Below are 26,101 nucleotides of genomic sequence, written 5' to 3' on the forward strand. Positions count from 1 at the left end.
AAGCCGAGCACAGTCACGAAGAGCGCCACCTTGTTGGAGGCCCACTCGGAACTCAAGGATCATTCCTCTGAAGCTGACATTGATTATTGCGACAGATGAGTCAGTGGAAGTGGAAAATGCTTATGTAGATGGTCTAGACACAATCACCTAGACCATTTTTTATTACCATCTGCTGGATTTGTTATCTTGGCTCTTGTTATCTTGGTTGTTTTTACCATCTTTACTGTTGCTGTTTTGAGAATTTTCATCCTCTTCGTCATCCCCAAAAAAATAATTGAAAGTAAGCAGTGACAATAAGATAACAATGATAGCTAACTCTGTCTCGATTAATCCAAGCGGGCAGCAACTTTGACTGTTTTCTTCTTTCATTTGAATCGTCTCCTCTGTATTAAGATATTTGTAAGAATAAGGGGGGCTAGTATAGCATATTAGACATGTCCATTGGATGTTAATGGAAGGAGTGTGAATTTATAATTCTTATTATGCTCAATCTTAAAGAGGTTCTAAAATTTGCGAGTGGTAGGAGAATTGAACACGGTTTTCACTTACTCAGTAGTTGATGTTAGTTACTATATATAAAGCCGTCCGATTAGGGCGGCTTTTCTGATAGTGCCCAGAAAATGAGTCGGCTTATTCAGTGGCCATTTTCAATTTCTTATGCTTTTTCCCATGATCTTCTTCTTGAATTTCAAGGAATAATAAGATTAGCACCCCTATGATTATACCTAATTCAATGACAACTATAGGACCAATTAAAGATTGTTTTTCTCCCATCACAATTGATTCCTCCTTCTGAATAAAAATATTTGAAATGGTTTCCTAGTACAGGTTATGAAACTTGTCTGGCTTGTGTGAGCACTTTCTTAGTAATTCAGTATACTTTTTAATTCGATATACTCTACATGTCAGTGGATGTTCATACAGACTCATCGTCTATAAAAGTAGTGAGAATTGAGTCTAATGGCTCAAGTCCACACGCGACTGCACTTACTTTGTCGGCGAAATCCTTGCTGATTAAATGTTTAAGCGGTTGATCACAACTATTAAACATTGTAAACGCGTCCTTAGCTATTTCGTCCCACTCCTGATAGAAGAACAAATAATCATCAGCGTTCACACTCGTACGCGCCGTGCCTTCAGATTGACATTTAAATTCTTCATCATAGCCCATAGCACCGTAATCACAGGTCATCTCTTCACCGGGAAAAATATCTCTTGCGGCTAATTCAAACTCATAAGCTGTATCGACGCAATTTGAATGAAAACTATGATTCATATACCGCGCATGGTCCCAACAAAGGATATAGTTATCATCGTTATCTTGATAAGAGTACTTATAGATAATTTCCTGACGGATTTCATCAAGGGAATCGACGTAATCCTCATCAAGGATCAAGTCTAAATCATCTAAGATCCACACAATGGTTCCTTTAGGGATGAATTTTGTAGCAAATACGCCGAGACCTATCTCGTCACTTATAAAGCGAAGTTCTGTATCCGGATGCATCATGATTTTTGTTCCCCTTCTTCATAGAATACTAACTTATGGCAAGCTCTTGTCTCATCAGACTAAGCCTCGTATGCTTTGGGTTAAAGACAAGGGCAGGAAAAAATCCTACCCTCTTCGGTATAATGATTATTCTGAAACAAAGGTAATTTTACTGATGGGGATGCGAACGAGCGGCCGAACTCCATCGACTGGTTTGCCCATGTTGGCGTACAATTGTGCGTTGGTTAAGATTGCAACGCCATCTTGCAAGCCCCCAAAATGACCAACCCAAAAGCTTGCATCCACCCCGATTCCTAAACGTTCACCTTTTGGATATTTGTCGAATAAAGCTCCAATGAAATTTGTGTTTCTAAATAGCATAGGATTGGGCCCCCTTCTTTTGATTTGCCACTCATCATGGCGACATAAGATGAGAAGATTCGAGATTGTCTAGGGGGATTGTTCCTAATTCATGTTATGTACAAGTTTGTTAAAGCGTGACAAGTAAGTTGCATATGCAGACGATCTTTTTTAGGATGCTGTCATCAAGAGAATATATTATAGGCTTATCCTCACATTAGTGAGCCTTTGTCATAGGTTATAGTGCAATCTATAATTGGAGTGATGATGGTGACGGATAAACCTTTGTGGAATTATTCAGTCCTCGGAAGCGCCGGTGGTGTGTCCAAGGCGTTATTATCGATTTTAAATAAAACTGCCGAAGATGAAAATGACCCTATTCATTCTTTTGTTATCAACTTAAAATTGCATTTAGTTGATAATCAAGAAAAGAACATTGATTACTACAAAAATCTATTTCCTTATTTAGCAAAAAACCTCAGTGTTTACAAGTTCGACCTTAAGAATTCCACTGAGTTTACAAAACATCTTAAAAGGACTCATACAAGTATAGTCCTTGATTGTTCATTAGCAGATACTTTGGAAACGCTTAGGATTTGTGATGAATTAGGTGTTAACTATATCAATACTGCTTTTGAAAATACCATGATTGATGAAACGGAATCCTTTGATGGCTTCGGTTTAATTGAAAGGTATTATATCTTTGAAAAGAATAAACAAGATTTTAAACGATCAACGGCAATCATAGGGTCAGGTATGAATCCGGGCGTCGTGCAGTGGATGGCTTTGGAACTGATCAAGAAAAGGCCGGATAAAAATCCCCTTGGGTGTTATATCGTTGAACAAGATACTTCGTTTTACGCAGATAAGTCTTTAGCTGATAAGCAAACGATTTATACCACCTGGTCGCCGGAATGCTTTCTTGACGAAGCAATTCTTGGCTATCCGATGTTCCTTAAACATGGAATGCCGCTTTTTTTATATGATAATGTGTACAATCATGAATTTAATGTGTCCTTGGGAGATCGACGTTTTTCCGGTTGCCTTATGGCGCATGAAGAAGCTATAACACTGGGTAAGGCTTTTGATATGGAAACAGGTTTTATCTATAAGATCAACGACCATACTTCGGAATTAATCCGAGCAAACCTTGACCATGTTGACGATTTATGGCAGTGGAATAAGGAAGTCCTTGACCCTTCGCGCGAAGAACTGGTCGGAGAGGATTTAGTCGGTGTGTTACTTGTCTATGAAGACTATGAAATATTCATGTATAATGTGTTAAGTAACCAAGAGGTTTTTAAGAAATTTAAGGTCAATGCCACTTATTTTCAAGTAGCCTGTGGGATTTATGCTGCTATTTCGTCCTTGCTGTTAGATAAAATTCCCCAAGGAATTTTTTATGTCGACGAGCTATTATTAAAAACTAACACTAATTATGGGAAATATCTGAGATATTATATGACAGATTACGTGGAAGGAAAGAACGATACTTCTCAGGGAAGTATGCTGCAGCGGATATGTCAATGAAAGGACTGCCTGTCGCACGTAAGAATAGACCTGGTACACTAGGTACTGGGTCTATTCTTTGTAAGCGTCAAATCGCCCTCACCCGAAATTAGCATCAAAACGATGATATCATCGTTTTGATGCTAATTTACACGAATCGAGGATTGACTTTGACCAAGCAAGAGCTCATCAACCTGACCTGATCTAGGTCTTCAAATCAATGTCAGAAGTTTCTCGAATAAGTGTAAGAAAAAAAGCTACCATCTTCAAGATGATAGCCCCATAGAAATGTCTAGAAAATAATAATGAAACCGCCTTAGTACTTAGGAATACCCGATCAGGATGGGGGAACAGGACTAATAGGCTTGTTCCCAACATGGAACATCAGCTACAAACTATGGTTTTTTTCGTACGTAAAAGGAGTGGGAATTTGTCCTACTCCTTAGTTTTTATTATTTTTTTAGTCACCATGCTTGACTACCTCCTAAATGCACAGAGTTGTCCTTGTGTACATACTATAAATTAGATAAAACCGAATTCAGTAGTTTATTAGAAGAAAGGGTGATAGTTAAGTCTTACCGGTAGCCTTCGGAGAAGGAGGAGGAAAAATGTTCATGGGCTCTTTATTGATCCTTAGCAGTTGCTTTCTATATTGGATGTTAAGACCTCCAATTCCTCAAAATTTTATTCTGCAAGAAAAAAAATTTGAATTTTTAAGAAACCCTTCATTAAACAGTGAGGGCGTGGCGGGATGTTTGATTTCACAACCCTTTATACGTTAGCGTTTTTTTCCTTAATGGTGCTGTTTCTCCTTTGGAGACCTCATGGGATTAATGAATCCATTCCTCCAACTATTAGTGCAGTCTTCATTTTCCTCGCGGGAATCGTTCCTTTGAGCGATTTGAATACAATACTAGGAATTGTCAGCGGGGCTTCCCTAACTATTCTATCGACGATCGTGATGTCCATTGTCCTTGACAGCATCGGTTTTTTTCGCTGGGCGGCCATTAACCTTGTGAACCGTGCTAAAGGGTCAGGAGTTTTGCTTTACTGGTATATTTTGTTGCTGTGCTTCCTAATGACCATGTTTTTCAACAACGACGGAAGCATCCTAATAACAACCCCTATCATAATTAATATTGTCATTATGTTAAAGTTAAAGCCTTATCAACAATTCCCTTACCTTATTTCCGGGGCATTGATCGCTACCGCCTCAAGTGCACCAATTGCTGTCAGCAACCTAGCAAACCTGATTGCTTTGAAAATTGTCGGATTGGATATAAATTCGTATGTGACCATGATGTTCGTTCCCTCGATGGTGGGGATCACAGCCATTTCCTTACTACTGTTTTATTATTTTCGTAAGGAAATTCCGATAAAGATCATGGTGCTTCCTAAATCAGAGGTTTCAGATCATTCCCTGTCTTTCCCTAATCAGCCAGTAACAAAGAAGGATCACCCTCACCCACATCCGCACCGACACTCGCATCCACACCAAAACCAACATCTACACCAACGCCGGCATCCACATCCACATTTCCTGCACGTTCATGCTCCTCACTTTAGAGCGGAGAATCCTCATCACTCACCTGTGATTGAAAAGTCTATGTTCAAGGTTTGCATCGCCATTGTCGCTCTGATTAGAGCGGGACTGTTTATAGGCGCGGGTCTTAACATCCCTATAGAGCTGATTGGCATCTTCGGGGCATTGCTACTCATTGGCTATCGTTGGTACCGAATGGGAGTCGGAGTCAAAGATATTATCAAGAAAACCCCTTGGCATATCATTCTATTCGCTTTTAGTATCTATGTCGTTGTCTACGGACTGCATAATATTGGCTTAACCGGAATGATCGTGGAACTACTCCGAGAACCCATATCAGCCAACCATTTGAGCGCCTGTTTGATCAGTGGCAGTTTGCTTACGGTCATGTCGAATTTATTTAATAATCTTCCCTCAGTTATGATCGGGACCTTCACCCTGGTGGAAATGGGGCTAGATACCGCCACGTTACAACTTGCTTATATGGCAAGTATCATGGGAGCCGATATCGGCTCATTGATTACCCCGATGGGAACCCTAGCTACCCTAATATGGATGTTTTTACTCAGGAAAAATGGGATTAGGGTTAAATGGGCAGATATTGTGAAAGTCACTGTCATGGTAATTCCCATTGGGCTCTTGATTAGTTTGTTTAGCCTATATTTTTGGGTAGAGTGGTTATTTTTCTAACCACGGTCATGAAAAACTAGACATCTTTGCCTAGGTTTTTCGTACTAGCAGGCTCTCATGTCGCTGCGCGGCACCACTGATCAATAAAAACTGGGTATTTTCAAGAAAGTATAACTGGCTGTACCAGCCAGTTATACTTTCTGCTCTGGTTGGAGGATTGGTACAAGCAACAATTGGAAATTCATGAGCCACTATTTTTTACTGCCATCCGTGATGCACTGAGTTGTCCTCAAATACATATTATAGAGTAGAAAAGGATTCCGTAATTTAGGGAGAATTATGGACATTTAGGTGGTGTTAATTAGATTTACTTGTGTTTCCTGTACGCTCTTGAAAGGAGGGAGGAAAAAGATGTTGATGGGCTCTTTTATGTTCATCAGCGCTAGCTTGTTATATTGGCTATTGAAACCTACGTTTCCCTATAGTAATTCTATCTTACAAGAGGAAATCGCATTTCCTAGGGATCCTTCTCAAAACAGTGAGGGCCTGGCTGGATGTTTGATTTCACAAACCTCTATACGTTAATTATTTTTCCCCTGATGGCTTTTTTTCTCTTTTAATGGCCTCATGGCATTAATGAATCAATAAGAGCGTTGGCCTAGGCATACATACCTAGGCCAACGTTCTTGAGATTAGCTTTACCATGACTTCTTATCGTTATCTCTAGCATTAATAGTAATAGTATTAGAATTACTATTGGTATTCGGACTACTACCGTTGTTATTATGATTACTATTGAGGGTGAATGCTAAAAATAAGACAATAATAATCGCCAACTCTATTTCCATTACATACTGCTTGAGAACTCCAGAAGTTGATCCAAATGATAACATATGGTTGATCTCCTTTTGCTCATCTACCACAAACGTGGCGATATAAGATAAGAAATTCCAGAAATACGTTGGTGATTATTGATGATATAAGATATGTACAAGTTCCGTAAAGTGTTACAGATCCAGTGAGTGTTCATGTTTGCCTAGAGTAGTAGTTAGAGATAATAACAAGAGTAGGAAAATCCTACCCTTGCTTAATTAAGACCAGCATTTAACTATAATCATTTGTCACCTTTATTGTCCTTATTGTCCTTGTCATCCTTGTCATCCTTGTTGTCTTTGTTATCTTTGAGGGCTACAAACGTAATCATTCTAATTGGGATGCGGACTACCGGGCGGATTCCGTCAATTGGTTTCCCAACGTTAGCAAACAGTTGAGCGTTGCTCAATATTGCAACTCCATTTAGTATTCCAGCAAAACGGCCAACCCAGAAACTCGAATCGACACCTATTAATAAACGTGAACCAATAGGATAAGGAAAGAATAGCATCATATGATTTATCCCCTTTTATTAAATCTGCCACTAGTGGCGATATAAGATATAGAAATTTGGGATTTCATTGATGATTATTTCTAATATAGGTTATGTACAAGTACTAAAAAGTGTTACAAAATATTTTTTATAAATTTTTTACCGTTTGTCCACTATTTCTTTAGATGTTGAATATGGATAAGCGTGGCTATCAATCATGGACAAAAAAGCAAAGTATTATTATTGGCATTTCCCAAGTTATCGGTGTTTACTGGGTTACAAGGAAGTTGGGGAAATCAAGACAGGGCAAGTGCTTTTATAATTATAGTAAAACGAAAAGTTTCCCCGGAGTAATTAGAGAAGCAGCAGCTAGTTCCCGAAATGATGAATAGGGTTGCGACAGATGATTAATGTGTCCATACTTTGTGATTATCTTAGCTTTCATGCTACAAAAAAATGTGGAATTATGTTATTGTTAAATATAGACATACAAAGGAGGCTGAATCATGCTTGAATTACAAAATGTATCTCTAGAAATTGAAGGATCCAAAGGCTTTGAGATTCTGAAGAACATAAATCTTAAATTTTATGAGAAAAAGATATACGTCGTTACAGGACCCAATGGTGGGGGGAAGTCCTCTCTCGCTAAAATGATCATGGGTGTGTACAATCCTACTAAAGGAACCATCTTACTCGACGGACAAGATATCACTACAACCTCTATTACTGACAGAGCTCGTATGGGTATCGGCTATGCTTTTCAGAACCCTCCTCGCTTTAAAGGGGTAACTGTTAAAGAACTTCTAAATATGGCTGCCTCACAAAATCCTGAAAAGATAAACATTTGCGATCTTCTCTATGACGTCGGATTATGCGCCCAGGATTATCTCAACAGAGATGTTGATAGTAGTCTCTCTGGCGGAGAAATGAAAAGAATCGAAATTGCTACCGTACTTGCGCGCAATCTTAAGATTGCGGTGTTTGACGAACCGGAAGCAGGAATTGACTTATGGAGCTTTCAGAAGCTAGCAGAAACGTTTACAAATATCCACGAGAAATATGATACAACGATTATCATTATCTCTCACCAAGAGCGAATTATGGGTTTGGCGGATGAAATTATTATCATGTCCAATGGGACAATCAGTGCGCAATCTGAAAGAGACATCATTCTTGCAGGAATTTTAAACTCAGACTGTGCCTGTAGCACAAACTGTGTGAAAGGGGTTGGTCAAAGTGTTGAATGCATTAGATAAACTGATGCTTGAGAAAGTGGCCGATCTCCATGAAATACCACAAGGAGCTTATAATATCCGAAAAAATGGCGAGGGAGTTCAGCGCAATACGACGGCTAATATCAATATCGTCACTAAGCTGGATAAGCCGGGGATTGATGTGATCATTAAGCCCTACACTAAAGGGGAAAGCGTCCACATCCCAGTTATTGTGACTGAAGAAAATATCAATGATCTAGTTTATAATACCTTTGAAATTGGTGAATACTCAGATGTATTAATTGTTGCAGGATGTGGGGTACATAATTCGGGAGACCGCAAATCACAGCATGACGGAATCCACAACTTTTTTGTCCGAAAAGGGGCTAAACTCAAGTATGTAGAGAAACACTATGGACAAGGTGAGGGTAAGGGGCAGCGGGTCCTGAATCCTCAGACAATTATTGACGTAGAAGAAGGGGCTATTGTCGAGCTTGAACTTATTCAGATAAGAGGGATTGACCAAACAAAACGGGATACAGTCGTCCGACTCATGGATAATGCAAAGCTTATCGTCACTGAAAGACTTCTAACTTACAAGGATCAAGAGGCTATATCCAATATTACCGTAGAATTATTAGGGGTCGATTCTTCCGCTCAAATAATATCCCGGTCAGTTGCTCAGGGTGATTCCAAGCAAGAATTTTTCTTCGATCTCGTTGCACGAAATAAAGGACGTGGTCATATCCAATGTGATGCGATTATCATGCATAATGCTCAGGTTCTTTCCACTCCGAAAATTTCCGCCTATCATAGTGAAGCACAGTTAGTGCATGAGGCTGCCATAGGACGAATAGAATCTGAACAGTTAATCAAATTAATGTCTATGGGGTTCTCGGAGAGCGAGGCCGAGGATGCCATCCTAAGCGGTTTTCTTAAATAGGATGAATTCTCTACATTCATAATAGCTTAAATTCTTCTAACAAGGCTGGAAGCTTGACCGCCTCCAGCCTTGTTTCTTAATGTTATCGAATTCACTAGCCAATTAACTGAAAGCCAATTTGTGACCCCATTAACCCTTTCCCTCTGCTGCTAATTTATATAAAGCCTCATCAGATACACGATATACCGTCCAATCCTCCATCGGAACAGCTCCCATTTTTTTGTAGAACTTAATTGAGGGTTCGTTCCAGTCTAAACACCACCATTCCAATCTACCGCACTTCCTATCAATCGCTAACCTTGCTAAAAAAGTTAGGAAAATTTTGCCAATACCCTTTCCCCTCATGTCAGGTTTTACATATAAATCTTCCAAATAAATACCCGTTCTCCCTAAGAACGTAGAAAAGTTGTGAAAAAACAAGGCAAATCCCACCGGGCTATTTTGATATTCGCCTATAATTACCTCCGCGATTTTTCTTTCAAATAAAGACTCTCGTAGAACCTCTTCGGTTGCTAAAACTTCAGGCAACATTTTTTCATACTCAGCCAATTCTCTGATAAAGCCTAAAATCAGGGGAACGTCTGTTATTTCAGCAAACCTCAATTTAAAATCATCTAAACTCGTGTCTATTAATTTTTTCATAACTCTCTCCTTCCAATTGATAGTGCTATCATTCTTAAATTTAAGTGCTGTCGCGATTGGCCATAAGATTTTAATGCAGTTAATGGACACATAAAGTTGAGTGAACTCGGTCAACTAAAGTTAAACATCAAGTCTTCGTTAGGGACTCAGATTGAGGAGGTTATTATAAGTGAAATATCTCAATCCATTACTATTGGCCATTCCCGTCAGTATTTTCTTGCATCTTTCAGGTAACTCGCCTGTCTTGATTTTTATCGCTGCTTGCTTAAGCATAATTCCTCTTTCAGGCTACATGGGAAAAGCCACGGAAGAAATCGCCATCTACGTTGGGCCAAGAGTTGGAGGCTTGTTAAACGCCACCTTTGGTAATGCTGCAGAACTTATCATTACGATCTTTGCCCTCAAGGCAGGCCTTTTCGAGGTAGTAAAAGCATCCATAACAGGATCTATCATCGGGAATCTTCTCTTGGTATTAGGCCTTAGTATGCTCCTTGGTGGATTTAAGTACAAGACTCAAAGATTCAACAGAGCTGCGGCTGTTATGCATACCTCAATGCTCCTCATGGCCGTAACTGGTTTAATCATTCCTGCAGTCTTTCTTAATACCCACTCTAATCCCGCAGCGATACCTCTAAGTTTAGGAGTAGCCACTATTCTAATGATCGTTTATTTACTAAGTTTAATCTTTTCTCTCCATACACACAAGGATGTCTTTCGTCCTAGCCAAGAATGTTCAGACACTCCCAAATGGTCAAAATTTAAGTCTATTGCTATTCTACTTATTGCTACGTTTTTTGTCGTTATCGAGAGTGAATTTCTGGTTGAGGGCATCGATCCGGTCGTTAAAACCTTGGGCATCAGTGAACTTTTCATTGGTGTCATTGTTATTCCGATCATCGGTAATGCTGCAGAACATTCCACCAGCATACTTATGGCCCTCAAGAACAAAATGGATATCAGCCTGGAAATTGCGATTGGCTCAAGTACTCAAATAGCGCTCTTTGTTGCTCCCTTACTAGTATTTATCGGTTTCTTTATGGGCCAACCTCTGGACTTATTATTCACCAGTTATGAACTAATCGTCATCATCATGGGCACCGTTATTACCGCCATTATTAGTATGGACGGCCGTTCCAACTGGTTAGAAGGTGCCCAATTATTAGCAGCCTATGCCATTATGGCTTTAGCCTTTCTCTTTGTGTAGTCCCTGTAATCCACAGATTCGATCGTTGCTATATAAAACTCCTTACAGGCAAAATGACATAATACTCCTTAAATTCCGTACTTTATTGATATATAATTTACGAAGAACCTGGCTGAAGCATATTGCTTCCAGCCAGGTTCTTTTGTTTAGATGTTCCCACTGCTCTAAAACTTGAGAAGTCATACATAAAAGCATTCCTAAACTTTTATACTAAACCTAACTAGAGGGAGGAGGTTCTTATGAATAGTTTATCTTCAAGGACAAAAAAGTCGCTTCTCATCGGCCTACCGTTACTAGCAATTGGTGTGTTCTTTCTTGTCGCTCAATATGAACGAACCTCAACCACTCATTATTGTGGAACGACCTGCCATATCATGAAGCCAGTCTACGAAACCTCTTTTCACAGCACGCACCGCGAGACAAATGGTGTAGGGTGTAAGGATTGTCACATCCCTCATGATAACATTCTTGAGCAAATCGCCTACAAAGGGTATTCAGGTGCCAGAGATTATTACAAAAACACCTTTGCCCAACCTGATGTACTACGTACCAAGGAATGGAGTCAAAAGATTCTCCAACGCAATTGCCTTCGATGTCACTCAACGGTAGTCGCACGAATTAATATCAGTGATGGAAAACGATGTTTTGAGTGCCATCGCGGAGAACCTCATGATACGCCCATTCAACCATTCAGTAGCCAATCCATCTATACATTAAAACAATAAATGGAGGTAGAAATTAAATGCAGAAAATCTGGCGCAGTCTCATGCTGCTTGGTCTTATCCTTACCCTGAGCGGAGTGCTAATAGCTGGTTGTAATGAAAAAGCACCTACTCAACCCACTACTGCCACTATACCTGAGGGAGAACTCGATCCCGCCGTATGGGGAAAAGTATACCCTGATCACTATGCCAGCTATCTTAAGCAAAAGGAACAAACAAAAGGTAATTCCAAATATGGCGGTTCCCTCCCAGAATCACATCTGAAAGAATCACCTGCCCAAGTTAAACTGTTTGCAGGCTATCCCTTTTCCGAAGATTATAACGAAGAACGAGGGCATATTTGGGCCTTGGAAGATGTTACCGGAACGCTGCGTATCGGACCAAAAACTATCAGCTCCTGCTGGAACTGTAAAAGCCCTAACGTGAAACCGCTTGTCGATAAAATGGGAGACTCTTTCTGGTCAACACCTTTTGCTCAGTTAAAGGATCAAATTAAGCATCCCATTGCCTGTGCAAACTGTCATGACCCAAAAACAATGGCCCTAGCCATCACCAGTGTTCCCCTTCTCGACGCTCTAAAAACAAGAGGAATCGATCCCGCCAAATTCAGTCGGCAAGAGATGCGTACCATGGTATGTGCTCAGTGCCATGTCGAGTATTTTTTTAAACCTGATAATAAGAAAGTCACCTTCCCCTGGAAATACGGGTTGAAAATGGAAGATGCAGAAAAGTTATACGAAGAGATTAGTTTTAAAGACTGGGAACATAAAGAAAGTCAGGCCCCTATGCTCAAAGCTCAACACCCAGATTATGAACTCTTCTCAACGGGTGTTCATGCAGCTAACGGTGTCGCCTGTGCGGATTGCCATATGCCCTATGTAAAACAAGGGCAAACCAAAATATCCTCGCACCATCTGCAAAGCCCCCTCAATCACATCTCTCAATCCTGTCAAACATGTCATAAACAAAGCGAAGATTACCTGAAAAATCAAGTCATAGGTACACAAGACGCCGTGTTTAATACGAAAGTTCGATTAGAAACTGCACTCTCAGACGCCATCGATGCCATTGCGACCGCAGCCAAGAATCCTGCTGCCAAAGCAGACATGATGAACCAAGCTCGATCCTTGCATCGCAAAGCCCAATGGCGTTGGGATTTCATCTCTGCCGAAAACAGTATGGGATGGCACAGCCCCAAAGAGGCCTTAAGAATTCTCGGTGAAGGGATAGATTTGGCCCGCCAAGCTCAACTTAAAGCTAATTTGGGAGTAGGGGCAACCCTTGGAGGTACGCCTGGACCAGATGCAGGAAAGACTCCCGGAGCAGGAACCGCTGCTGAAGCTGCTGGTCCTGAAACAACACCCAAACAATAAGCCTATGAGATTTGAAAGAGCAAGCAGTTCCGAGCCGAGGAACTACTTGCTCATCTTTTTGATTGCATTGTTGACGTTCTCCTAGGTTAATTTACGTACCACGAAGTTATCTTCAATTAGAAGCCAATTCTGAGGAAAATCATTTCCCAATACCCAATAGTAGAAACCCCGAATCCCAAGTTCCTTGACCAAATCAAACTTAGCTTGCATGCTTCGGGCATCCTCGAACCAAACTTCATGCCGTTTTCCCTGTTCATCCGTATATCTAAACCACGGAGCTTGAGAGACTTTGTCATAGTTAATGCTTACACCGTAGCGGATAGCGAGCTCCAAAGCTGTTTGAGGACTAATCGACCTAGCAAATTTGCCGCCGGCTACATAAGGAAGGGTCCAGTCATAGCCATATAGGGGCATCCCCATCATAATCTTTGCTTTCGGTACGACAGATATCGCGTACTCCATAACGCTTCTCATCTGGGGTAGAGGGGATACTGCCATTGGTCTCCCTCCGGACCAGCCCCATTCGTAAGTCATAAAAAAGATGAAATCGACAACTTGCCCAATTGCTTGATAATCATGCCCTTCATAAAGTACTCCACGTTGATCTGCCCGATTCTTTGGTGCTAACGCAGCGGAAATATAATACCCTCGCGCTTTTAATAATTGCCGTGCTTTCTGTAAAAAGCGAACATATTGCTCTCTGTTCTCTGCTCCTAAATACTCGAAGTCAAAGTCAAGACCTCTGTATCCTTTCTCTTCCATAATTCGAAGAACTTGGTTTAGCACACGATCCTGCAAAGCTTCATTCGTCAAGATCGCGGTAGCAATTTCTGTACTGAATTGCCCTTCTTCAAAGTTGGTTAAAACCAAGAGCGGTAAAGCCCTGTCCTTGAAAGCTGCATTCAACGACGGTTGATCTTCAACCGGGGTAAGATTTCCGTCTCGATTGACCGCATAGCTAAAAATGGCCAGGTAAGTAAGCTGCTCTCCCACTTTATCAACAGCTTCAGCGGATCGGGCTCTAGTCATTCTAGGATCAATGTAAGAGTTTGTTTCTACGGTTGGCCTTGGTTTCTGAGGTAAATACAAGCGTAGACCAACCGGAACATTATTAGGATTTTGGATCTGATTAATTCTAACGAGTTCTCGGACAGTTATACTATAGCGACGACTGATCATCCATAGACTTTCTCCAGGTTGAACCCAGTGGTACTGCCCATAAGTTGGTATAACCAACGTTTGACCCACGACCAACCGATTGCGATCTGGAACTTGATTGGCCTCTGCAATCTCCTGAAAAGTGATACCATAAGCTTGGGCAATTTTAGTAAGAGTTTCTCCTGACCTTACCACGTGAATCTGCATATATATCCTCCTCAAAGCACGCGCAAATCTCTTTTGTTAATTTATGTTCAGAAAGTTATTTTCGCGCCTCAGAAAAGAAAAAAGACCCAAATGTTTTACTAACGTTCCCTTGGCAGTTCCATGATTTACCTCATGTGCTCGCAGATCGCGGGTGGTCTACAGGTTGCTTTGAACCAGAACTATAAGTTTGAATATGGGCTAGTGATAGGACTCCCTATGATCCTAGGTGTGATTATATCCTACCTACCCCCATCAGTTCTTAACACCTTCCCCCCTATTCTAAAACCAGTGTTAGGCAACGGCTTTGTGGTCGGGGTAATAGCCGTGCTGATTATGGAACACTTGGTTTTTCGCCAAAAACGTTAGATCCTCAGCATAATCGGACATCCACTTTGACATCATAAAGGGTGCTGCCCGCAGCTCTATCCGTTAAGCGTTGAGATGTAAGGGCGTTTACGGTACTTTCTCCGAGCATCATTTCACTCGAAAACAGACCTTCCGTTACGACAACTCCCGGGGGAACTGTTGTCGTTAACTTAAGAATAAACTCTACCTCTCCTCGCACATTAAAGGCGATCACTCTTTGACCGTCTTGCAAATTCTTGGCTTCAGCATCTTCCGGGTTCATTTGAAGGCAGGGTGCTTCCTTCTTACGCAGTAAATCAGGTCGCTCATTAAACGAAGAATTCAGCGAGTACAAACTAGGCGCACTCATCAGATAAAAGGTAGCATCATCACCGTAAGGTTCATTATAGCGCGGCAATGGCTCGGGATCCTTAGGATTGTAGAGCTCAATTTTACCCGATGGAGTCAGAAAATTGATTTTGTAATCTTCGGGTAGGGAAAGTTCGACAGGAAGTCCTGCTCGGAGTTTTGTCAGGTCAACACCTTCTAGCCAGGCTGTCGGTGGATCAATAAGTTGATTAATCAGGTCATCTGTTGTTTGCTGAAAGAACTCCTCTGCAAAACCCATAGCCTGAGCAAGCAACTGGAAAACCTCCCAGTTAGACTTGGCTTCGCCGATCGGAGGAATAACCGCCGCCGCTCTCTGAATGCCATAATGTCCATAGGAACGGTACATGTCTGCATGCTCTAAGGAGCTTGTAGCCGGCAAGATGATATCAGCAAAACGAGCGGTATCTGTCATAAATCGCTCATGAACGACAGTAAAAAGGTCCTCTCGCCTGAGTCCCTTGATGATCATCGTTTGGTCAGGGGCTACTACGGCCGGATTGGAGTGATAGACATACAGGCTCATGATCGGTGGCTTTGATAATTCCGTTAGAGCCAAGCCGAGCTGATTCATATTCACCACTCGGGTTGGCTCTTCTAATAAATCCTCACGCGTCACTCGATCCGCATGAAAAGCCTTACCTGTAGAAATACTGGCGAGCAACCCGCCTCCTGGTTTGCCCCAAGCCCCGACCAGCGCGGGAAGACAGGTAATAGTGCGTACCGTCATCGCTCCGTTACCATAGCGGCAGAGCCCCGATCCTAAAGCAATAAAAGGTGCGCGGGCTCTGGCGTAATGCTGCGCCATTTTTTCGAGCAAACTAATTTCAATTCCCGTGATTTGACTTACTTTCTCCGGTGGGTAATCGGGCAAAACTTCCCTTCTGAGTTGTTCAAAACCCTGAACTTGACTACCTAGAAACGGTTGGTCAATCCAGCCTTCACGAACCAAGATATGCATGATGCCGAGAGCCAAAGCGCCATCACTCCCCGGTCGTACTATTACGACCTGATCCACCATCTGCGCTGTAGGATTTTCATAGGTATCAATCAACCAAACAGTGGCACCCCGTTTTTTCGCCTCACGAGCATTATTCAGGAGATGAATGTTCGTCGCTAAGGCATTGGTACCCCATAAGAGTATAAAATCGCTTTTTTCCACTTCATCCGGGTGGGGCGAATGGGTATCCCCCATGACTGAAGCCCAACCATGACTCTTAGAGGCGGCACAAATCGTGCGGTCCAATCTTGAAGCGCCCAAGCGGTGGAAAAACCCCTCCCCACAATTGCGTTGGACTGTACCCATAGTTCCCGCATAAGAATATGGCAAAATAGCTTCCGCGCCATATTTAGCCAGAATCCCCTTCCAACGGTCGGTAATGACTTGGATCCCTTCCTCCCAACTAATGGGCCTATATTGGCCCGCACCTTTTTCCCCAATGCGCAGTAGAGGATGGGTCAGCCTCTGCGGAGAATGAACGGTTCGTTCATAATGCACCATTTTCGGACATAACGTTCCCTTAGTAAAAGGATGTTCCGGATCACCCATTACCTTTACCGCTTGATTATCAACAACTTCAACTAAAAGTCCGCACATATCTGGACAATCATAAGGACACACCGATCGTTTTAGTTCAGAATTCATGCTAAATTCCCTCTTTCTATTTTTGATAAGCATAAATTACTATCTTGAAAATTCAACGCTTATTTGTCATCTGTCGCCTTGCCGTCACCGAAAACTGGTATGGCATCTCCTAAAAAAGTTGGCTTTGGTTTAATAACGTTTGTCCACAAAAAGTCTTTGTTCCTTGCTGCAATTTCTCTAAGGTTATACATCTTCATAGCCTGTCCATAATCACGTCGGTCAGAAGCAACTCCATACGCTTCCAGGCCCAACGCCCTAGCTACATAAACTGCTCTCTTAAGATGATACTCCTGCGTAACGATGATTACCTTTTGGACTTTAAAAATGTCCCTTGCTCGATAGACACTCTCATACGTGCTAAATCCAGCGTGATCCATGAAAACATCCTGATTGGGTACGCCTTTGTCTTTTAAAAAGCTCTTCATAGAATTAACTTCATCATAATCTTTCCGTCCATGATCCCCGCTCACGATCAGCTTAGGGGCCTTCCCTTGCTCATATAGTTCGTATCCTGTAGTTAAACGGTCGTTCAACATAGTCGACACCGTTCCGTTTGGAAATACATAAGCACCTAAGACGAGAATAGCCTCAGCCTTAGGAACGTCGTTTGAGTTTATAATGTAGTTTGCTCCAACTGACTCAACGTTCTGATTGATAATTAGTACAGTGGTACAAGCAAGAAGTAACAAAAGAACTGAGAAAAATATCGCCTTTTTCAGGCGCTCCTTAACGGTTAATAACTTACCCATAGTACACCTTCCATATAACTCTTATTTTCGAACCCTGTGTTAAATATACTACATTTTAGCCGGCGAGCAAATCAATTATGGTTCCTATTTTGCCGGAACGTAGCCGGTTTTCTCGATTAGACTTTGTCCTTCCTCGGACAAGATCCAGTCAAGATAACGACTGACATTTTCCTTTTTATTTGATTTTAGCGAGACTGCATAAACTGGAACTGTAAAGGGATAAGTTTTATTTCGCACCGTTTCGGGGGTCGGTTTAATACCATCAATCGCCAGATACTTAATCTGATTGTTTTTTATCATCTCGGTTGAGTAATACATAAATGAATACCCTATGGAGTTCTTAGCATTTTTATAACTGGCAACCTGACTAATGATTTCACCCATCCCCCCTGCATAGGTTTCCTTGGTTTGCTCTAACATCGTAGTGCCTTTCATGACTTTATTTTGCATGACCGTTTGACTACCCGAGTTTTCAGGTCGTTGATAAGGCAATATCTTATTCCATTGTCCACCGACTTCTTTCCAGCCGGTTATTTTACCAGAGTAAATATCCTGGATCTGTGTAATAGTCAGACTCTCTACTGGATTCTTAGAGTTTGTGAAAAAGACAAACGCTTCACTGCCAATGGGAGTTAAGACAAACTCATCCCCCTTGGCTTTAAGTTCCTCTACATGAGCTTTCGACGGCTCCGCAACAAAGATTATATCGGTCTCACCCGCTATTAATCGTTCGTAGGCTGTGCCAGTTTTTGTACACTTCACTAAATCGAGTGGAAACTGCTCACTTGCCACAAAAGCGGTATATATATCCTTATCGTTGTTGTTCTTGTTTGCTAGATAGTAATCACCAAGACCTTTATAGACAGCTTCTACAAACGCCGCATAAACCGGATAGGCGGCCGTCGCACCATCTAGACGCGGCATAGAATCAAACTCTGTAAATTGTAAGTTGGCAATTTTATCAAGCTTGGCGAGTCCGTTCTTCTCCTTAAAGGGGGCCTTTTCCATCAGATCATATTCCGTTAAATCTCTCCCGACAGTTGACTTCCCATAAAGCAGTTCTGTCATTCCATTATCAATAACTTTCCTGGTCGTGATACCAGAAAAAGCAATGACAAAAATACAAAGCAGGAGCATGACGGCCTTAAGGTTTCTCGATAGAGATCTATCTACCGTTGTCTTCGCTGTCCATTCAAACAGAACAATCCCAATTAGAAACCCCATATACCCCATAAGCTCTGCCACAGGTATGATAAAATGTAACCCTGATAAGGAAAGACCTAAGCCAAAAATCAATAACATAGGATTCTTGAGAGCATGCACTCCCCACCAGCCTGAATTAAAATTCCCGCTTGAAAGTGCTAGTGCAAGAACTGCAAAGACCAGCGCATAGAGAATAGGCACAATGGCAATGAGATACCTTTCCTTTGCCGAGTTGGGCTTATGCTAGTCGAGTCCTCCTACAGTGTCCTAGTATTTAAGGGTACTTCAATAAAAATAGAAACAAGGCTGGAAGTATCCGCTTCCAGCCTGACCCATTCTTACTGATACACAATTACCAATACAAAAGCTTATACCAATGGCAGATTTAGTTAGTTAGCCCTCTTAATTTTGACCCTTATACTTAATTGTGTCGAATAGTTATTTTGACGTAATTCTAATAGAGGTAACGCTTCTATTTGGTCAATTAAAGAACTGATTTGATTTTCGCTTACCTCTTCCTTGAAATTAAACTCCCCAATCGGAAATCGCAAATCATCCACGAACCTGCTCTCCCTTCCTCTTCGTCAAGCATTTACTCTACCTATCAAGATTCGGTAAAATATAACCGATTCCTTCCATTATATGAAAGAAATTCTCCGGCTTTCTTAGGTCCATAAGGACCATTCCCATCTTGTCAAATCCTACGCTTCCACACGATCTAACCATTCATTTACTAGGGCAATAAAGATTGAATCCTGCTCAATTAAGGAACTTATACAACAAAGTATTTTTCTCCCTCACCTGTCTGGTTATCCAAAAACCTATAATGACCAGTGGATACAAAACCGCCCAACCGACAAACGGAAAAATCGCAGCAGTTGAAAGAAAGGACAGCCAGCTAATGCCCACTCCTAAGGGACTGCCTTTTAGCAGCCGGATTCCTGCTGCACAGCCTCCAAGATAGGTAAGAATAAAAGTTGCGTTAGGAATCTGAAGCAGAGTTATTAGGGATATCGCCCCGCTGCCGTACAAGAAAAGCACCGCAATAAAGCACAAGGCAAGAAAACCAATCCCCCCTATAGGTGTACTATATCATGAAGACAAAATCCCCATCCAGCCTGGAGCGTCTCCCTTGCGTGATAAGGCATACGCAAGGCGAGAAGTTGCACCCGTATAAGCAGTTAATGGTAGCAACTACCCAAATCGCCTATCACAGAAAAAAGTGGATTTCTCCTGCACTTCGTGAATTCTTGCTCATTGTTGGACAGCATGCTGTCGAGTGGCGACAGAGTGGCGACAGAGTTACGACATTCTTGCTGGATAAGTCTAAAATTTAAACGTTGCAAAATAATCAGCCGGTGTTTCTGCGCGGCGTATCAATTCAGTTGAACCGTCCTCTTTTGACAAAACTTCAGCAGACCGCAGTTTACCATTGTAGTTATAACCCATCGCAAAGCCATGAGCTCCAGTGTCATGAATTACAATTAAATCGCCAAGCTCGATTTTAGGCAGCATTCGGTCAATGGCAAATTTGTCGTTATTCTCACACAGACCGCCGGTAATATCATATTTGTAGCTGCACGACTCATTTTCTCTACCCATAACAGTAACATGATGATAGGCACCGTACATTGCAGGACGCATAAGGTTTGCCGCACAGGCGTCGACTCCAATATATTCCTTGTAGATGTGCTTTTCGTGGATTACAGTTGTAACAAGACAGCCGTAGGGCCCCAACATAAACCTTCCAAGCTCAGTGTATATCGCAACATCGCCCATTCCCGCAGGAACAAGAACCTCCTCATATGCCTTGCGAACACCCTCGCCGATTGCAAAAATATCAGCCGGTTGCTGCTCTGGGTGATATGGGATACCAATGCCTCCCGAAAGATTAATAAAAGCAATATGTACTCCCGTTTCTCGGTTTAAAACAACCGCTGTTTCAAACAACATTTTAGCAAGTACAGGATAATAGTTATTATCGACGGTGTTGCTTGCTAAAAAGGCGTGCAACCCGAAATGCTTTACCCCTTTGTTTTGGAGTTTTCTAAAACCTTCGACTAATTGCTCGAAGGTAAAACCATATTTTGCTTCACCAGGGGTATCCATGATTACGTTGTTATAAGCAAATGTACCACCTGGATTATATCGGCAACTGATTGTATCCGGAATGTCTGCGACATTCTCTAAAAAATCAATATCCGTAAGATCGTCTAAGTTAATTATGGCGTTGAGTTTGCGTGCCAGCACTAAATCCTCTTTAGGCGTTACGTTTGCCGAAAACATTATTTCATCTCCATTAAATCCCACGGTATCAGCCATCAGAAGTTCAGTTAAGGTTGAACAGTCTACATAACAGCCCTCTTCTTTGAGGATCTTTAAGATTGTTAAATTTGGCGTGGCTTTAACTGCAAAATACTCCTTAAAACCTTTGTTCCATGAAAATGCCTGTTTTAATCGTCGAGCATTTTCTCGGATACCTTTTTCATCATATAGATGGAAAGGTGTTGGAAATTTTTTTACTATTTCCTTTAATTGCTCTAAATTTACAAATGTCTGCTTCATTTTGTTACCTCCGTTTTTACTACAGTGTGCACAGAAAATAAATACTACATTGAGTAGCATAAATGGTACATATATTTATTCAGCTTGAAGTACTTGGATTATCATTCAAAACTATTTTTAATCTCATTTCATTAGTTCTATTAGTCTTATTTCATTTGTTAACGACTCCTTAAACAAATCAATGAGGTTTTGCTTTTTTGAATAAAGACAAGTTGCACTATCATCATCAATAATATCTCCTGTAAGTACATTTGCAGAGTCGACAATAAGTCTTATCTGATGCTGAGTTTTTTCTACGTGATAAATCCTCGCACCGTTAAGTTCAAAAGGCGGATTTGTAAGTATTACAACTTTAAGACCTCTTGACACTGCTTGATTTAATTGTGGCTTAATTATATCTAAGGTTTGACCTGATAGCGAAATATAAACCCTTTTCTCAGCTTCAATGAGCATATTGGTTATTTTATTGATAATATTCCTGTTCCCTTTTATAGTAATGTAACCTTCGTTTTCTTCTCGTTGTTTGGGCATATTTCTTATGAGACTTAATCTTATCTCCTGCAAATTTCTGATTTTATTATCACAAAACTCATCAACTGGTACGGGAGTATAGCGTGCTGCATTACCCTCAATAACATGTGCGGCTCCCTTCTCAACTAAACCCGCAAGGGCGATGTAGGTATTTGAACGTGAAATTCCCGTGAGTTTTGCCACTTCATAACCTGTAAGATCACCCTCCGATAATAGTGTTACATAAATTGTTGCATCCTGCTTTGTGAGATTGAAATTCATCAGCAATTCTATAATTTCCATTCGTTTATACTCCTAATTTTTCTAACATATGTTGAGACAAATTTACGATTCTTATTCTATTGTCCTTCGTGTATAGTGTTCCTATATAGGGATACTATACAACACATATGAATTATTTTCAACACCTGAATAAAAATCTTACAGGTTCTTTTTTGAAGATCTACGTTAAACTGATCAATCGGCTTTGCCGTTTGGAATTTAATAATAAAGCGCATAGCAATAACTTTTTTAAGAATGTCTTGCCCGTTAATTTGCCAGGATCGTACCAAGCGGTGAACTCATTGACAAAGATTCTGTGGAATTGCTTGTGTTCAAAAAGAACTTAAATGAGAAAAACGAAAAGAAGACCACTTTCATGGCCTCCTTTTCGTTAACTTAAGAGACAATTGATTACCCTCTGCCGGATTCATTTAACATAATTATCTACCTCCTAAAAGGTCTACTCCATAATATGATATGCGATCTTTTACTGTAGCTTGTCCTTGAGACTATTATACCCCATTTTTGATAATATTAAAAACAGATCCATCCCCCGGTAATATCCAATCACTAAACTCAACCTTAATTGCATTAGCGTCTTCAAACGGAGCTATACTAAGTTTTTGTTCATCCATAAAACCAATACCAAAAGCAGTTAACCGGTAAGACCCACTTTCAGAACTAAGAAAAAATGTACTACTATATCTTTTACATGGGGATGAAACGCTAACATGATAATGGATATCGGTAATTGGTACTATCGACTTTGTTTCGAGTTCTACGGTACACCTTTTGTTCACTGTTAACTTATATTCACCTGATATATCAAGGTCATAGCGTTTTTTTAATTTCCCTGTGGTCTCCTTAGATATTAATCTAACCTTATCTACTAAATCATATTCTATATCATCTTGTATAACTCGAAAACTTGTAATTTCATATAGATTCTTATCGTCTTCTCCCGGAACCCTCTTAAAGTATGAGCCTAATGGAATATTTTTATTTTTAGGCTCAGAATTTGGATTTACTATAATAATCTTTCTTATAATAGTTTTATAAATTTTGTTATCTTTTATTCTACATTGAATATCATTAATGAATACTTCATAGTAACATTCGTTAACCAAATTTAAAACTTCATTTTGAACCATATGATAAAAACTATATTGATCGGGTGGATTTTCGCCGAAAATCAATTTCTGTTCAACCTTGTTTCTGATCTTTTTCAGTCTCTCTGTTGGAAGTTTATCAATAAAATCATCGGTGGCCATTGCATCAGTTACTGCTTTAAGTACAACCCGTCCATAATCTGTTACCTCTAAAAATATAGAAACGCTTCCAACGATAAATAAAGCTATACCAACTTCTTTTATCGTTTCTATAAAAATACTGTGAAATGAGTAAAAATCAAAATTATGTTCATATAATGAAATAAAGATAAGTATGAACAAACTAAGCAAAGTGATACGATTAATTACTTTAGCAACTGTGTTCTTAATCCATAGCGGAAATCTGATTATATAATCCCAAATGGACGGAGGGCTTGGTGTAGGGGACTTAATGAAATTAGGTTCAGATCCCATAAATTCCCCCCAAAAGATATAATACTAACCTATCCATTCGACGTTATTTTAAGAATATCCTTCTCCTACTCATATTTCTTTGGAAAATAATTCATGAAGGTTCTACCCAGATGGTAAAACCAATCTCAAAGGTTATTTCGCCATCAACAGTAGCCACTGCCCTTAGAACCTTAATCGCTTCTCTTGTTACATCAATACCAATTCCGTCCCCGGGTAATACGGCTATTTTGTACTTGCGCGTTGTTTTTCTCCTTAATCTCTATTTTCTTACCCCTATTCTAGAGATGAACTATCTCTGATTATTTCCCACCCTCTTAGTTGTGCCTCTTTTAGAAGCTCTTGGTCCGGATTAACAACCACTGGATGTCCAACGAGGGATAGCAGAGGTAGATCTTGGATTGAATCAGCATAAGCATAAGCTTCGCCCATGTCGAAAACCACCCCTACCTCCTTTTGTTCCTGCAGAAACGTTCTGAGGGCCTGTACCTTTGAGGGTCCATTCATGATAGAGGTTATGCGTCCTGTGCAAACACCAGCTAATAATTCGATCTCGGTCCCAAGCCAAAATTTCATACCTAGATTTCTGGCAACCAAGGCAACAAACTGTGAAAAGGCACCGGAGAGAAGCAAAATTTGATCATTTGACTCAAGATGAACCTTTACCCGACTAAGAGATACGGGACTAAAACTACCTCTTGCCAAATCTAAACATTGCCCAAAAAAACCTTCTATTTGCGTCTGATTCATCCCAGACATCATCTTCACGATACCCTGTAAAACTCGCCTAATCGCTAATTGACGGCAAAGTCCCAAACGATACAATATGTATACCCAAGACATCGAAATATAGAACTTACGGATCTTTTTACGCATCCCTTTGTCTTGGCTTAGGACCCGCAAGAAGATGCGAGGGGTTTCTTTAAGATGGATTGTGCCATCAAAATCAAATATCACCAGGCGCATCACACATAACCTCCCGAATAGTTTATTCACTGACCATTACTCATTCAATTTCATCATGTTCCTCTACTGAGGCAATTCCCCTCTCCATTTCACAGAATCTCGACTTCGATCCCATTAAACTTTCACAATTTGCACCTTTTCCCTTAACATATTTCGGATATCCTTATGGAAGTAGCCCATCGGTTTCAATGCAAAATCTCTAAGGATCAAAGGATCGTGACTAGATCAGGCAGAAATAAGGAGGACATAATTTATGGAAGAGGAAATTCGCTCTACTCTCAATGACAATAACAATCCCTCCACTAACACTGACGATGACAAAGTGGAAGTTGAACTAATGTCCACTACTCCTCAACCTATCATCCACCATCAACCCAAGAGCAAGGTCATTGCCTACGCTAGCCTCTGTTTAATTAGCGCAGTTATCGGTGGTCTTACTACAGTTGCCGCGCTCCCCTATGTTTATCCAACTAGCTCATCCTCCTCAAGTCCAACAACTACTTCCTCGTTTACACAAGTTGCCAATTTAACTGCCCATGAAAGCATCTTCCCCGTAGCGCAAATCGCTAAGAATGTTGGTCCAGCCGTAGTGGGTGTTTCAAATTTCCAAGCTAGTCGAAGTTTTTCCGGAAGCTCCGGTCTCCAGGAAGCTGGCAGCGGGTCTGGGTTTATCATTGATGCAGAAAAAGGCTATATTGCAACGAATCATCACGTAATCGAAGGCGCAGAGAAACTTACCGTCAGTTTGAGTGATGGTCGCAATCTTGATGCGAAAGTGATTGGCACGGATCCACGCACAGATCTTGCGGTATTACAAATTTCGGATACCACAAACCTTACGGCAGTTAAGCTAGGAGATTCTTCAAACATCGAAGTCGGTGAATCCGTGGTTGCTATTGGAAATCCTGGTGGAAATGAATTTGCTCGATCCGTAACCACAGGGGTCATCTCTGCCACCAATCGCAACCTAAAACTCCAAGGCGTTGCCAGTTACAATCTAATACAAACGGACGCAGCCATAAATCCCGGAAATAGTGGCGGCCCGCTGGTAAATTATCTAGGACAGGTCATTGGCATTAACACGGTAAAATACGCGCAAACAGGCTTTGAAGGAATGGGTTTCGCTATTCCGATTACAGATGCCTTGCCTACACTACATCAGTTGATCACTTCAGGTGTGGCCAAGCATCCGGCCCTTTTAGTGAGCACCGACGATCAATATAACACTTACGCCAAGAGTAACAGTAAACCCCAAGGTGTCTATATTTCAGGGGTGACACAGAACGGTCCAGCCGCTAATGCCGGAATCGTGCAGGGAGATGTAATCACCAAAATTAACGATGGTCAAGTACAAAATTCTTCAGACCTTATTCGTGAGCTCTATAAAAATAAGATTGGAGACAAAGTAACCATAACCTATATTCGGGATGGACAAACGAAGCAAGTGGAGGCAACGCTAGGAGAAATAACCTCCACATGATCTAATCATGATAATCGACGTTCAACATT

Annotated in this window: 27 protein-coding genes; 10 read left to right on the top strand and 17 right to left on the bottom strand. The window is 41.0% G+C overall.

Annotated elements, in window-relative coordinates; translation table 11 throughout:
* Positions 1-162: 162 nt before the first annotated feature.
* From ACYQ3Q_RS13625 to ACYQ3Q_RS13640, 4 genes are all read right to left on the bottom strand, one after another.
* Entirely contained in the window at positions 163-369 is a 207-nt protein-coding gene (locus ACYQ3Q_RS13625) for a hypothetical protein (protein ID WP_459929089.1), read from the bottom strand.
* Between the two features lie 261 nt (positions 370-630).
* Complete coding sequence (locus ACYQ3Q_RS13630; protein WP_459929090.1) at positions 631-777, bottom strand: hypothetical protein; 147 nt, start codon at positions 775-777, stop codon at positions 631-633.
* A gap of 139 nt (positions 778-916) precedes the next feature.
* Positions 917-1,510: an SET domain-containing protein gene (locus ACYQ3Q_RS13635; RefSeq protein ID WP_459929091.1), complete on the bottom strand. Its 594-nt coding sequence runs from the start codon at positions 1,508-1,510 to the stop codon at positions 917-919.
* A gap of 126 nt (positions 1,511-1,636) precedes the next feature.
* Positions 1,637-1,870 (bottom strand): hypothetical protein, encoded by a 234-nt coding sequence (locus tag ACYQ3Q_RS13640; RefSeq protein WP_459929092.1) that lies wholly within the window; start codon positions 1,868-1,870, stop codon positions 1,637-1,639.
* Between the two features lie 249 nt (positions 1,871-2,119).
* Here ACYQ3Q_RS13640 and ACYQ3Q_RS13645 point away from each other — a divergent pair, with 249 nt between their 5' ends.
* Positions 2,120-3,379 carry a saccharopine dehydrogenase family protein gene (locus tag ACYQ3Q_RS13645; RefSeq protein ID WP_459929093.1) on the top strand — a complete coding sequence of 420 codons (1,260 nt, stop codon included), beginning with the start codon at positions 2,120-2,122 and terminating at the stop codon, positions 3,377-3,379.
* A gap of 730 nt (positions 3,380-4,109) precedes the next feature.
* Entirely contained in the window at positions 4,110-5,591 is a 1,482-nt protein-coding gene (locus ACYQ3Q_RS13650) for an ArsB/NhaD family transporter (RefSeq protein ID WP_459929094.1), read from the top strand.
* Positions 5,592-6,229: 638 nt separating this feature from the next.
* Here the strand turns inward: ACYQ3Q_RS13650 and ACYQ3Q_RS13655 are convergent.
* Entirely contained in the window at positions 6,230-6,424 is a 195-nt protein-coding gene (locus ACYQ3Q_RS13655) for a hypothetical protein (RefSeq protein ID WP_459929095.1), read from the bottom strand.
* Between the two features lie 221 nt (positions 6,425-6,645).
* Positions 6,646-6,918: a hypothetical protein gene (locus tag ACYQ3Q_RS13660; protein ID WP_459929096.1), complete on the bottom strand. Its 273-nt coding sequence runs from the start codon at positions 6,916-6,918 to the stop codon at positions 6,646-6,648.
* A gap of 485 nt (positions 6,919-7,403) precedes the next feature.
* On the opposite strand from ACYQ3Q_RS13660, the gene ACYQ3Q_RS13665 reads away from it, so the two are divergent.
* Positions 7,404-8,153, top strand: a complete 750-nt coding sequence (locus ACYQ3Q_RS13665; protein ID WP_459929097.1) for an ABC transporter ATP-binding protein — start codon at positions 7,404-7,406, stop codon at positions 8,151-8,153.
* Positions 8,134-9,054 (top strand): SufB/SufD family protein, encoded by a 921-nt coding sequence (locus ACYQ3Q_RS13670; protein WP_459929098.1) that lies wholly within the window; start codon positions 8,134-8,136, stop codon positions 9,052-9,054. The genes ACYQ3Q_RS13665 and ACYQ3Q_RS13670 overlap by 20 nt, the downstream gene beginning before the upstream one ends.
* Before the next feature lie 129 nt (positions 9,055-9,183).
* Here ACYQ3Q_RS13670 and ACYQ3Q_RS13675 read toward each other — a convergent pair whose 3' ends face one another.
* Positions 9,184-9,696 carry a GNAT family N-acetyltransferase gene (locus ACYQ3Q_RS13675; RefSeq protein WP_459929099.1) on the bottom strand — a complete coding sequence of 171 codons (513 nt, stop codon included), beginning with the start codon at positions 9,694-9,696 and terminating at the stop codon, positions 9,184-9,186.
* Between the two features lie 169 nt (positions 9,697-9,865).
* Between ACYQ3Q_RS13675 and cax the strand changes: the two genes are divergently transcribed.
* The 3 genes from cax (at position 9,866) to ACYQ3Q_RS13690 (ending at position 12,995) form a co-directional block, all read left to right on the top strand.
* On the top strand, positions 9,866-10,900 hold the full coding sequence (cax, locus tag ACYQ3Q_RS13680; protein WP_459929100.1) for a calcium/proton exchanger: 1,035 nt from the start codon (positions 9,866-9,868) through the stop codon (positions 10,898-10,900).
* Between the two features lie 239 nt (positions 10,901-11,139).
* Positions 11,140-11,625, top strand: coding sequence for a cytochrome c3 family protein (locus ACYQ3Q_RS13685; protein ID WP_459929101.1), 486 nt, complete (start codon positions 11,140-11,142; stop codon positions 11,623-11,625).
* Between the two features lie 17 nt (positions 11,626-11,642).
* Positions 11,643-12,995, top strand: a complete 1,353-nt coding sequence (locus ACYQ3Q_RS13690; protein WP_459929102.1) for an ammonia-forming cytochrome c nitrite reductase subunit c552 — start codon at positions 11,643-11,645, stop codon at positions 12,993-12,995.
* Positions 12,996-13,076: 81 nt separating this feature from the next.
* On the opposite strand, the gene ACYQ3Q_RS13695 is transcribed toward ACYQ3Q_RS13690, so the two are convergent.
* Entirely contained in the window at positions 13,077-14,360 is a 1,284-nt protein-coding gene (locus ACYQ3Q_RS13695; RefSeq protein WP_459929103.1) for a glycosyl hydrolase family 18 protein, read from the bottom strand.
* Between the two features lie 120 nt (positions 14,361-14,480).
* Here ACYQ3Q_RS13695 and ACYQ3Q_RS13700 point away from each other — a divergent pair, with 120 nt between their 5' ends.
* Positions 14,481-14,726 carry a hypothetical protein gene (locus ACYQ3Q_RS13700; RefSeq protein ID WP_459929104.1) on the top strand — a complete coding sequence of 82 codons (246 nt, stop codon included), beginning with the start codon at positions 14,481-14,483 and terminating at the stop codon, positions 14,724-14,726.
* A gap of 4 nt (positions 14,727-14,730) precedes the next feature.
* Here the strand turns inward: ACYQ3Q_RS13700 and ACYQ3Q_RS13705 are convergent, their stop codons facing one another.
* The 5 genes from ACYQ3Q_RS13705 to ACYQ3Q_RS13725 all read right to left on the bottom strand — a co-directional run bounded on the left by ACYQ3Q_RS13705 (position 14,731) and on the right by ACYQ3Q_RS13725 (position 19,730).
* Positions 14,731-16,737 (bottom strand): molybdopterin-dependent oxidoreductase, encoded by a 2,007-nt coding sequence (locus ACYQ3Q_RS13705; RefSeq protein ID WP_459929105.1) that lies wholly within the window; start codon positions 16,735-16,737, stop codon positions 14,731-14,733.
* 59 nt (positions 16,738-16,796) lie between these two features.
* A complete protein-coding gene (locus tag ACYQ3Q_RS13710; protein WP_459929106.1) occupies positions 16,797-17,486 on the bottom strand; it encodes a SanA/YdcF family protein in 690 nt (229 codons plus the stop codon).
* A gap of 84 nt (positions 17,487-17,570) precedes the next feature.
* Complete coding sequence (locus ACYQ3Q_RS13715; RefSeq protein ID WP_459929107.1) at positions 17,571-18,890, bottom strand: PstS family phosphate ABC transporter substrate-binding protein; 1,320 nt, start codon at positions 18,888-18,890, stop codon at positions 17,571-17,573.
* A gap of 188 nt (positions 18,891-19,078) precedes the next feature.
* The gene (locus ACYQ3Q_RS13720; RefSeq protein WP_459929108.1) at positions 19,079-19,249 is read right to left on the bottom strand and encodes a DinB family protein; all 171 of its coding nucleotides are present in this window, start codon (positions 19,247-19,249) and stop codon (positions 19,079-19,081) included.
* A gap of 199 nt (positions 19,250-19,448) precedes the next feature.
* The gene (locus tag ACYQ3Q_RS13725) at positions 19,449-19,730 is read right to left on the bottom strand and encodes a hypothetical protein (RefSeq protein ID WP_459929109.1); all 282 of its coding nucleotides are present in this window, start codon (positions 19,728-19,730) and stop codon (positions 19,449-19,451) included.
* 95 nt (positions 19,731-19,825) lie between these two features.
* Here ACYQ3Q_RS13725 and ACYQ3Q_RS13730 point away from each other — a divergent pair, with 95 nt between their 5' ends.
* Positions 19,826-20,026, top strand: coding sequence for a hypothetical protein (locus ACYQ3Q_RS13730; RefSeq protein WP_459929110.1), 201 nt, complete (start codon positions 19,826-19,828; stop codon positions 20,024-20,026).
* On the opposite strand, the gene ACYQ3Q_RS13735 is transcribed toward ACYQ3Q_RS13730, so the two are convergent.
* The 4 genes from ACYQ3Q_RS13735 to ACYQ3Q_RS13750 form a co-directional block, all read right to left on the bottom strand.
* On the bottom strand, positions 20,016-21,254 hold the full coding sequence (locus tag ACYQ3Q_RS13735; RefSeq protein WP_459929111.1) for a diaminopimelate decarboxylase: 1,239 nt from the start codon (positions 21,252-21,254) through the stop codon (positions 20,016-20,018). The genes ACYQ3Q_RS13730 and ACYQ3Q_RS13735 overlap by 11 nt on opposite strands.
* A gap of 123 nt (positions 21,255-21,377) precedes the next feature.
* Complete coding sequence (locus tag ACYQ3Q_RS13740) at positions 21,378-22,067, bottom strand: TrmB family transcriptional regulator (protein ID WP_459929112.1); 690 nt, start codon at positions 22,065-22,067, stop codon at positions 21,378-21,380.
* 491 nt (positions 22,068-22,558) lie between these two features.
* Complete coding sequence (locus tag ACYQ3Q_RS13745) at positions 22,559-23,629, bottom strand: hypothetical protein (protein ID WP_459929113.1); 1,071 nt, start codon at positions 23,627-23,629, stop codon at positions 22,559-22,561.
* 273 nt (positions 23,630-23,902) lie between these two features.
* A complete protein-coding gene (locus tag ACYQ3Q_RS13750) occupies positions 23,903-24,592 on the bottom strand; it encodes an HAD family hydrolase (RefSeq protein WP_459929114.1) in 690 nt (229 codons plus the stop codon).
* Between the two features lie 253 nt (positions 24,593-24,845).
* Between ACYQ3Q_RS13750 and ACYQ3Q_RS13755 the strand changes: the two genes are divergently transcribed.
* Positions 24,846-26,072 (top strand): S1C family serine protease, encoded by a 1,227-nt coding sequence (locus ACYQ3Q_RS13755; RefSeq protein WP_459929115.1) that lies wholly within the window; start codon positions 24,846-24,848, stop codon positions 26,070-26,072.
* The last annotated feature ends 29 nt before the right edge of the window (positions 26,073-26,101 follow it).

Source organism: Desulfosporosinus burensis, from assembly GCF_054657535.1.

What these genes read in the sequence shown, in the direction of transcription:
- ACYQ3Q_RS13625 (WP_459929089.1), bottom strand. Translation starts at nt 369, where the DNA reads ATGAAAGAAGAAAACAGTCAAAGTTGCTGCCCGCTTGGATTAATCGAG.
- ACYQ3Q_RS13635 (WP_459929091.1), bottom strand. Translation starts at nt 1,510, where the DNA reads ATGATGCATCCGGATACAGAACTTCGCTTTATAAGTGACGAGATAGGT.
- ACYQ3Q_RS13640 (WP_459929092.1), bottom strand. Translation starts at nt 1,870, where the DNA reads ATGCTATTTAGAAACACAAATTTCATTGGAGCTTTATTCGACAAATAT.
- ACYQ3Q_RS13650 (WP_459929094.1), top strand. Translation starts at nt 4,110, where the DNA reads ATGTTTGATTTCACAACCCTTTATACGTTAGCGTTTTTTTCCTTAATG.
- ACYQ3Q_RS13655 (WP_459929095.1), bottom strand. Translation starts at nt 6,424, where the DNA reads ATGTTATCATTTGGATCAACTTCTGGAGTTCTCAAGCAGTATGTAATG.
- ACYQ3Q_RS13660 (WP_459929096.1), bottom strand. Translation starts at nt 6,918, where the DNA reads ATGATGCTATTCTTTCCTTATCCTATTGGTTCACGTTTATTAATAGGT.
- ACYQ3Q_RS13665 (WP_459929097.1), top strand. Translation starts at nt 7,404, where the DNA reads ATGCTTGAATTACAAAATGTATCTCTAGAAATTGAAGGATCCAAAGGC.
- ACYQ3Q_RS13675 (WP_459929099.1), bottom strand. Translation starts at nt 9,696, where the DNA reads ATGAAAAAATTAATAGACACGAGTTTAGATGATTTTAAATTGAGGTTT.
- ACYQ3Q_RS13685 (WP_459929101.1), top strand. Translation starts at nt 11,140, where the DNA reads ATGAATAGTTTATCTTCAAGGACAAAAAAGTCGCTTCTCATCGGCCTA.
- ACYQ3Q_RS13690 (WP_459929102.1), top strand. Translation starts at nt 11,643, where the DNA reads ATGCAGAAAATCTGGCGCAGTCTCATGCTGCTTGGTCTTATCCTTACC.
- ACYQ3Q_RS13695 (WP_459929103.1), bottom strand. Translation starts at nt 14,360, where the DNA reads ATGCAGATTCACGTGGTAAGGTCAGGAGAAACTCTTACTAAAATTGCC.
- ACYQ3Q_RS13700 (WP_459929104.1), top strand. Translation starts at nt 14,481, where the DNA reads ATGATTTACCTCATGTGCTCGCAGATCGCGGGTGGTCTACAGGTTGCT.
- ACYQ3Q_RS13705 (WP_459929105.1), bottom strand. Translation starts at nt 16,737, where the DNA reads ATGAATTCTGAACTAAAACGATCGGTGTGTCCTTATGATTGTCCAGAT.
- ACYQ3Q_RS13710 (WP_459929106.1), bottom strand. Translation starts at nt 17,486, where the DNA reads ATGGGTAAGTTATTAACCGTTAAGGAGCGCCTGAAAAAGGCGATATTT.
- ACYQ3Q_RS13735 (WP_459929111.1), bottom strand. Translation starts at nt 21,254, where the DNA reads ATGAAGCAGACATTTGTAAATTTAGAGCAATTAAAGGAAATAGTAAAA.
- ACYQ3Q_RS13740 (WP_459929112.1), bottom strand. Translation starts at nt 22,067, where the DNA reads ATGGAAATTATAGAATTGCTGATGAATTTCAATCTCACAAAGCAGGAT.
- ACYQ3Q_RS13745 (WP_459929113.1), bottom strand. Translation starts at nt 23,629, where the DNA reads ATGGGATCTGAACCTAATTTCATTAAGTCCCCTACACCAAGCCCTCCG.
- ACYQ3Q_RS13750 (WP_459929114.1), bottom strand. Translation starts at nt 24,592, where the DNA reads ATGCGCCTGGTGATATTTGATTTTGATGGCACAATCCATCTTAAAGAA.
- ACYQ3Q_RS13755 (WP_459929115.1), top strand. Translation starts at nt 24,846, where the DNA reads ATGGAAGAGGAAATTCGCTCTACTCTCAATGACAATAACAATCCCTCC.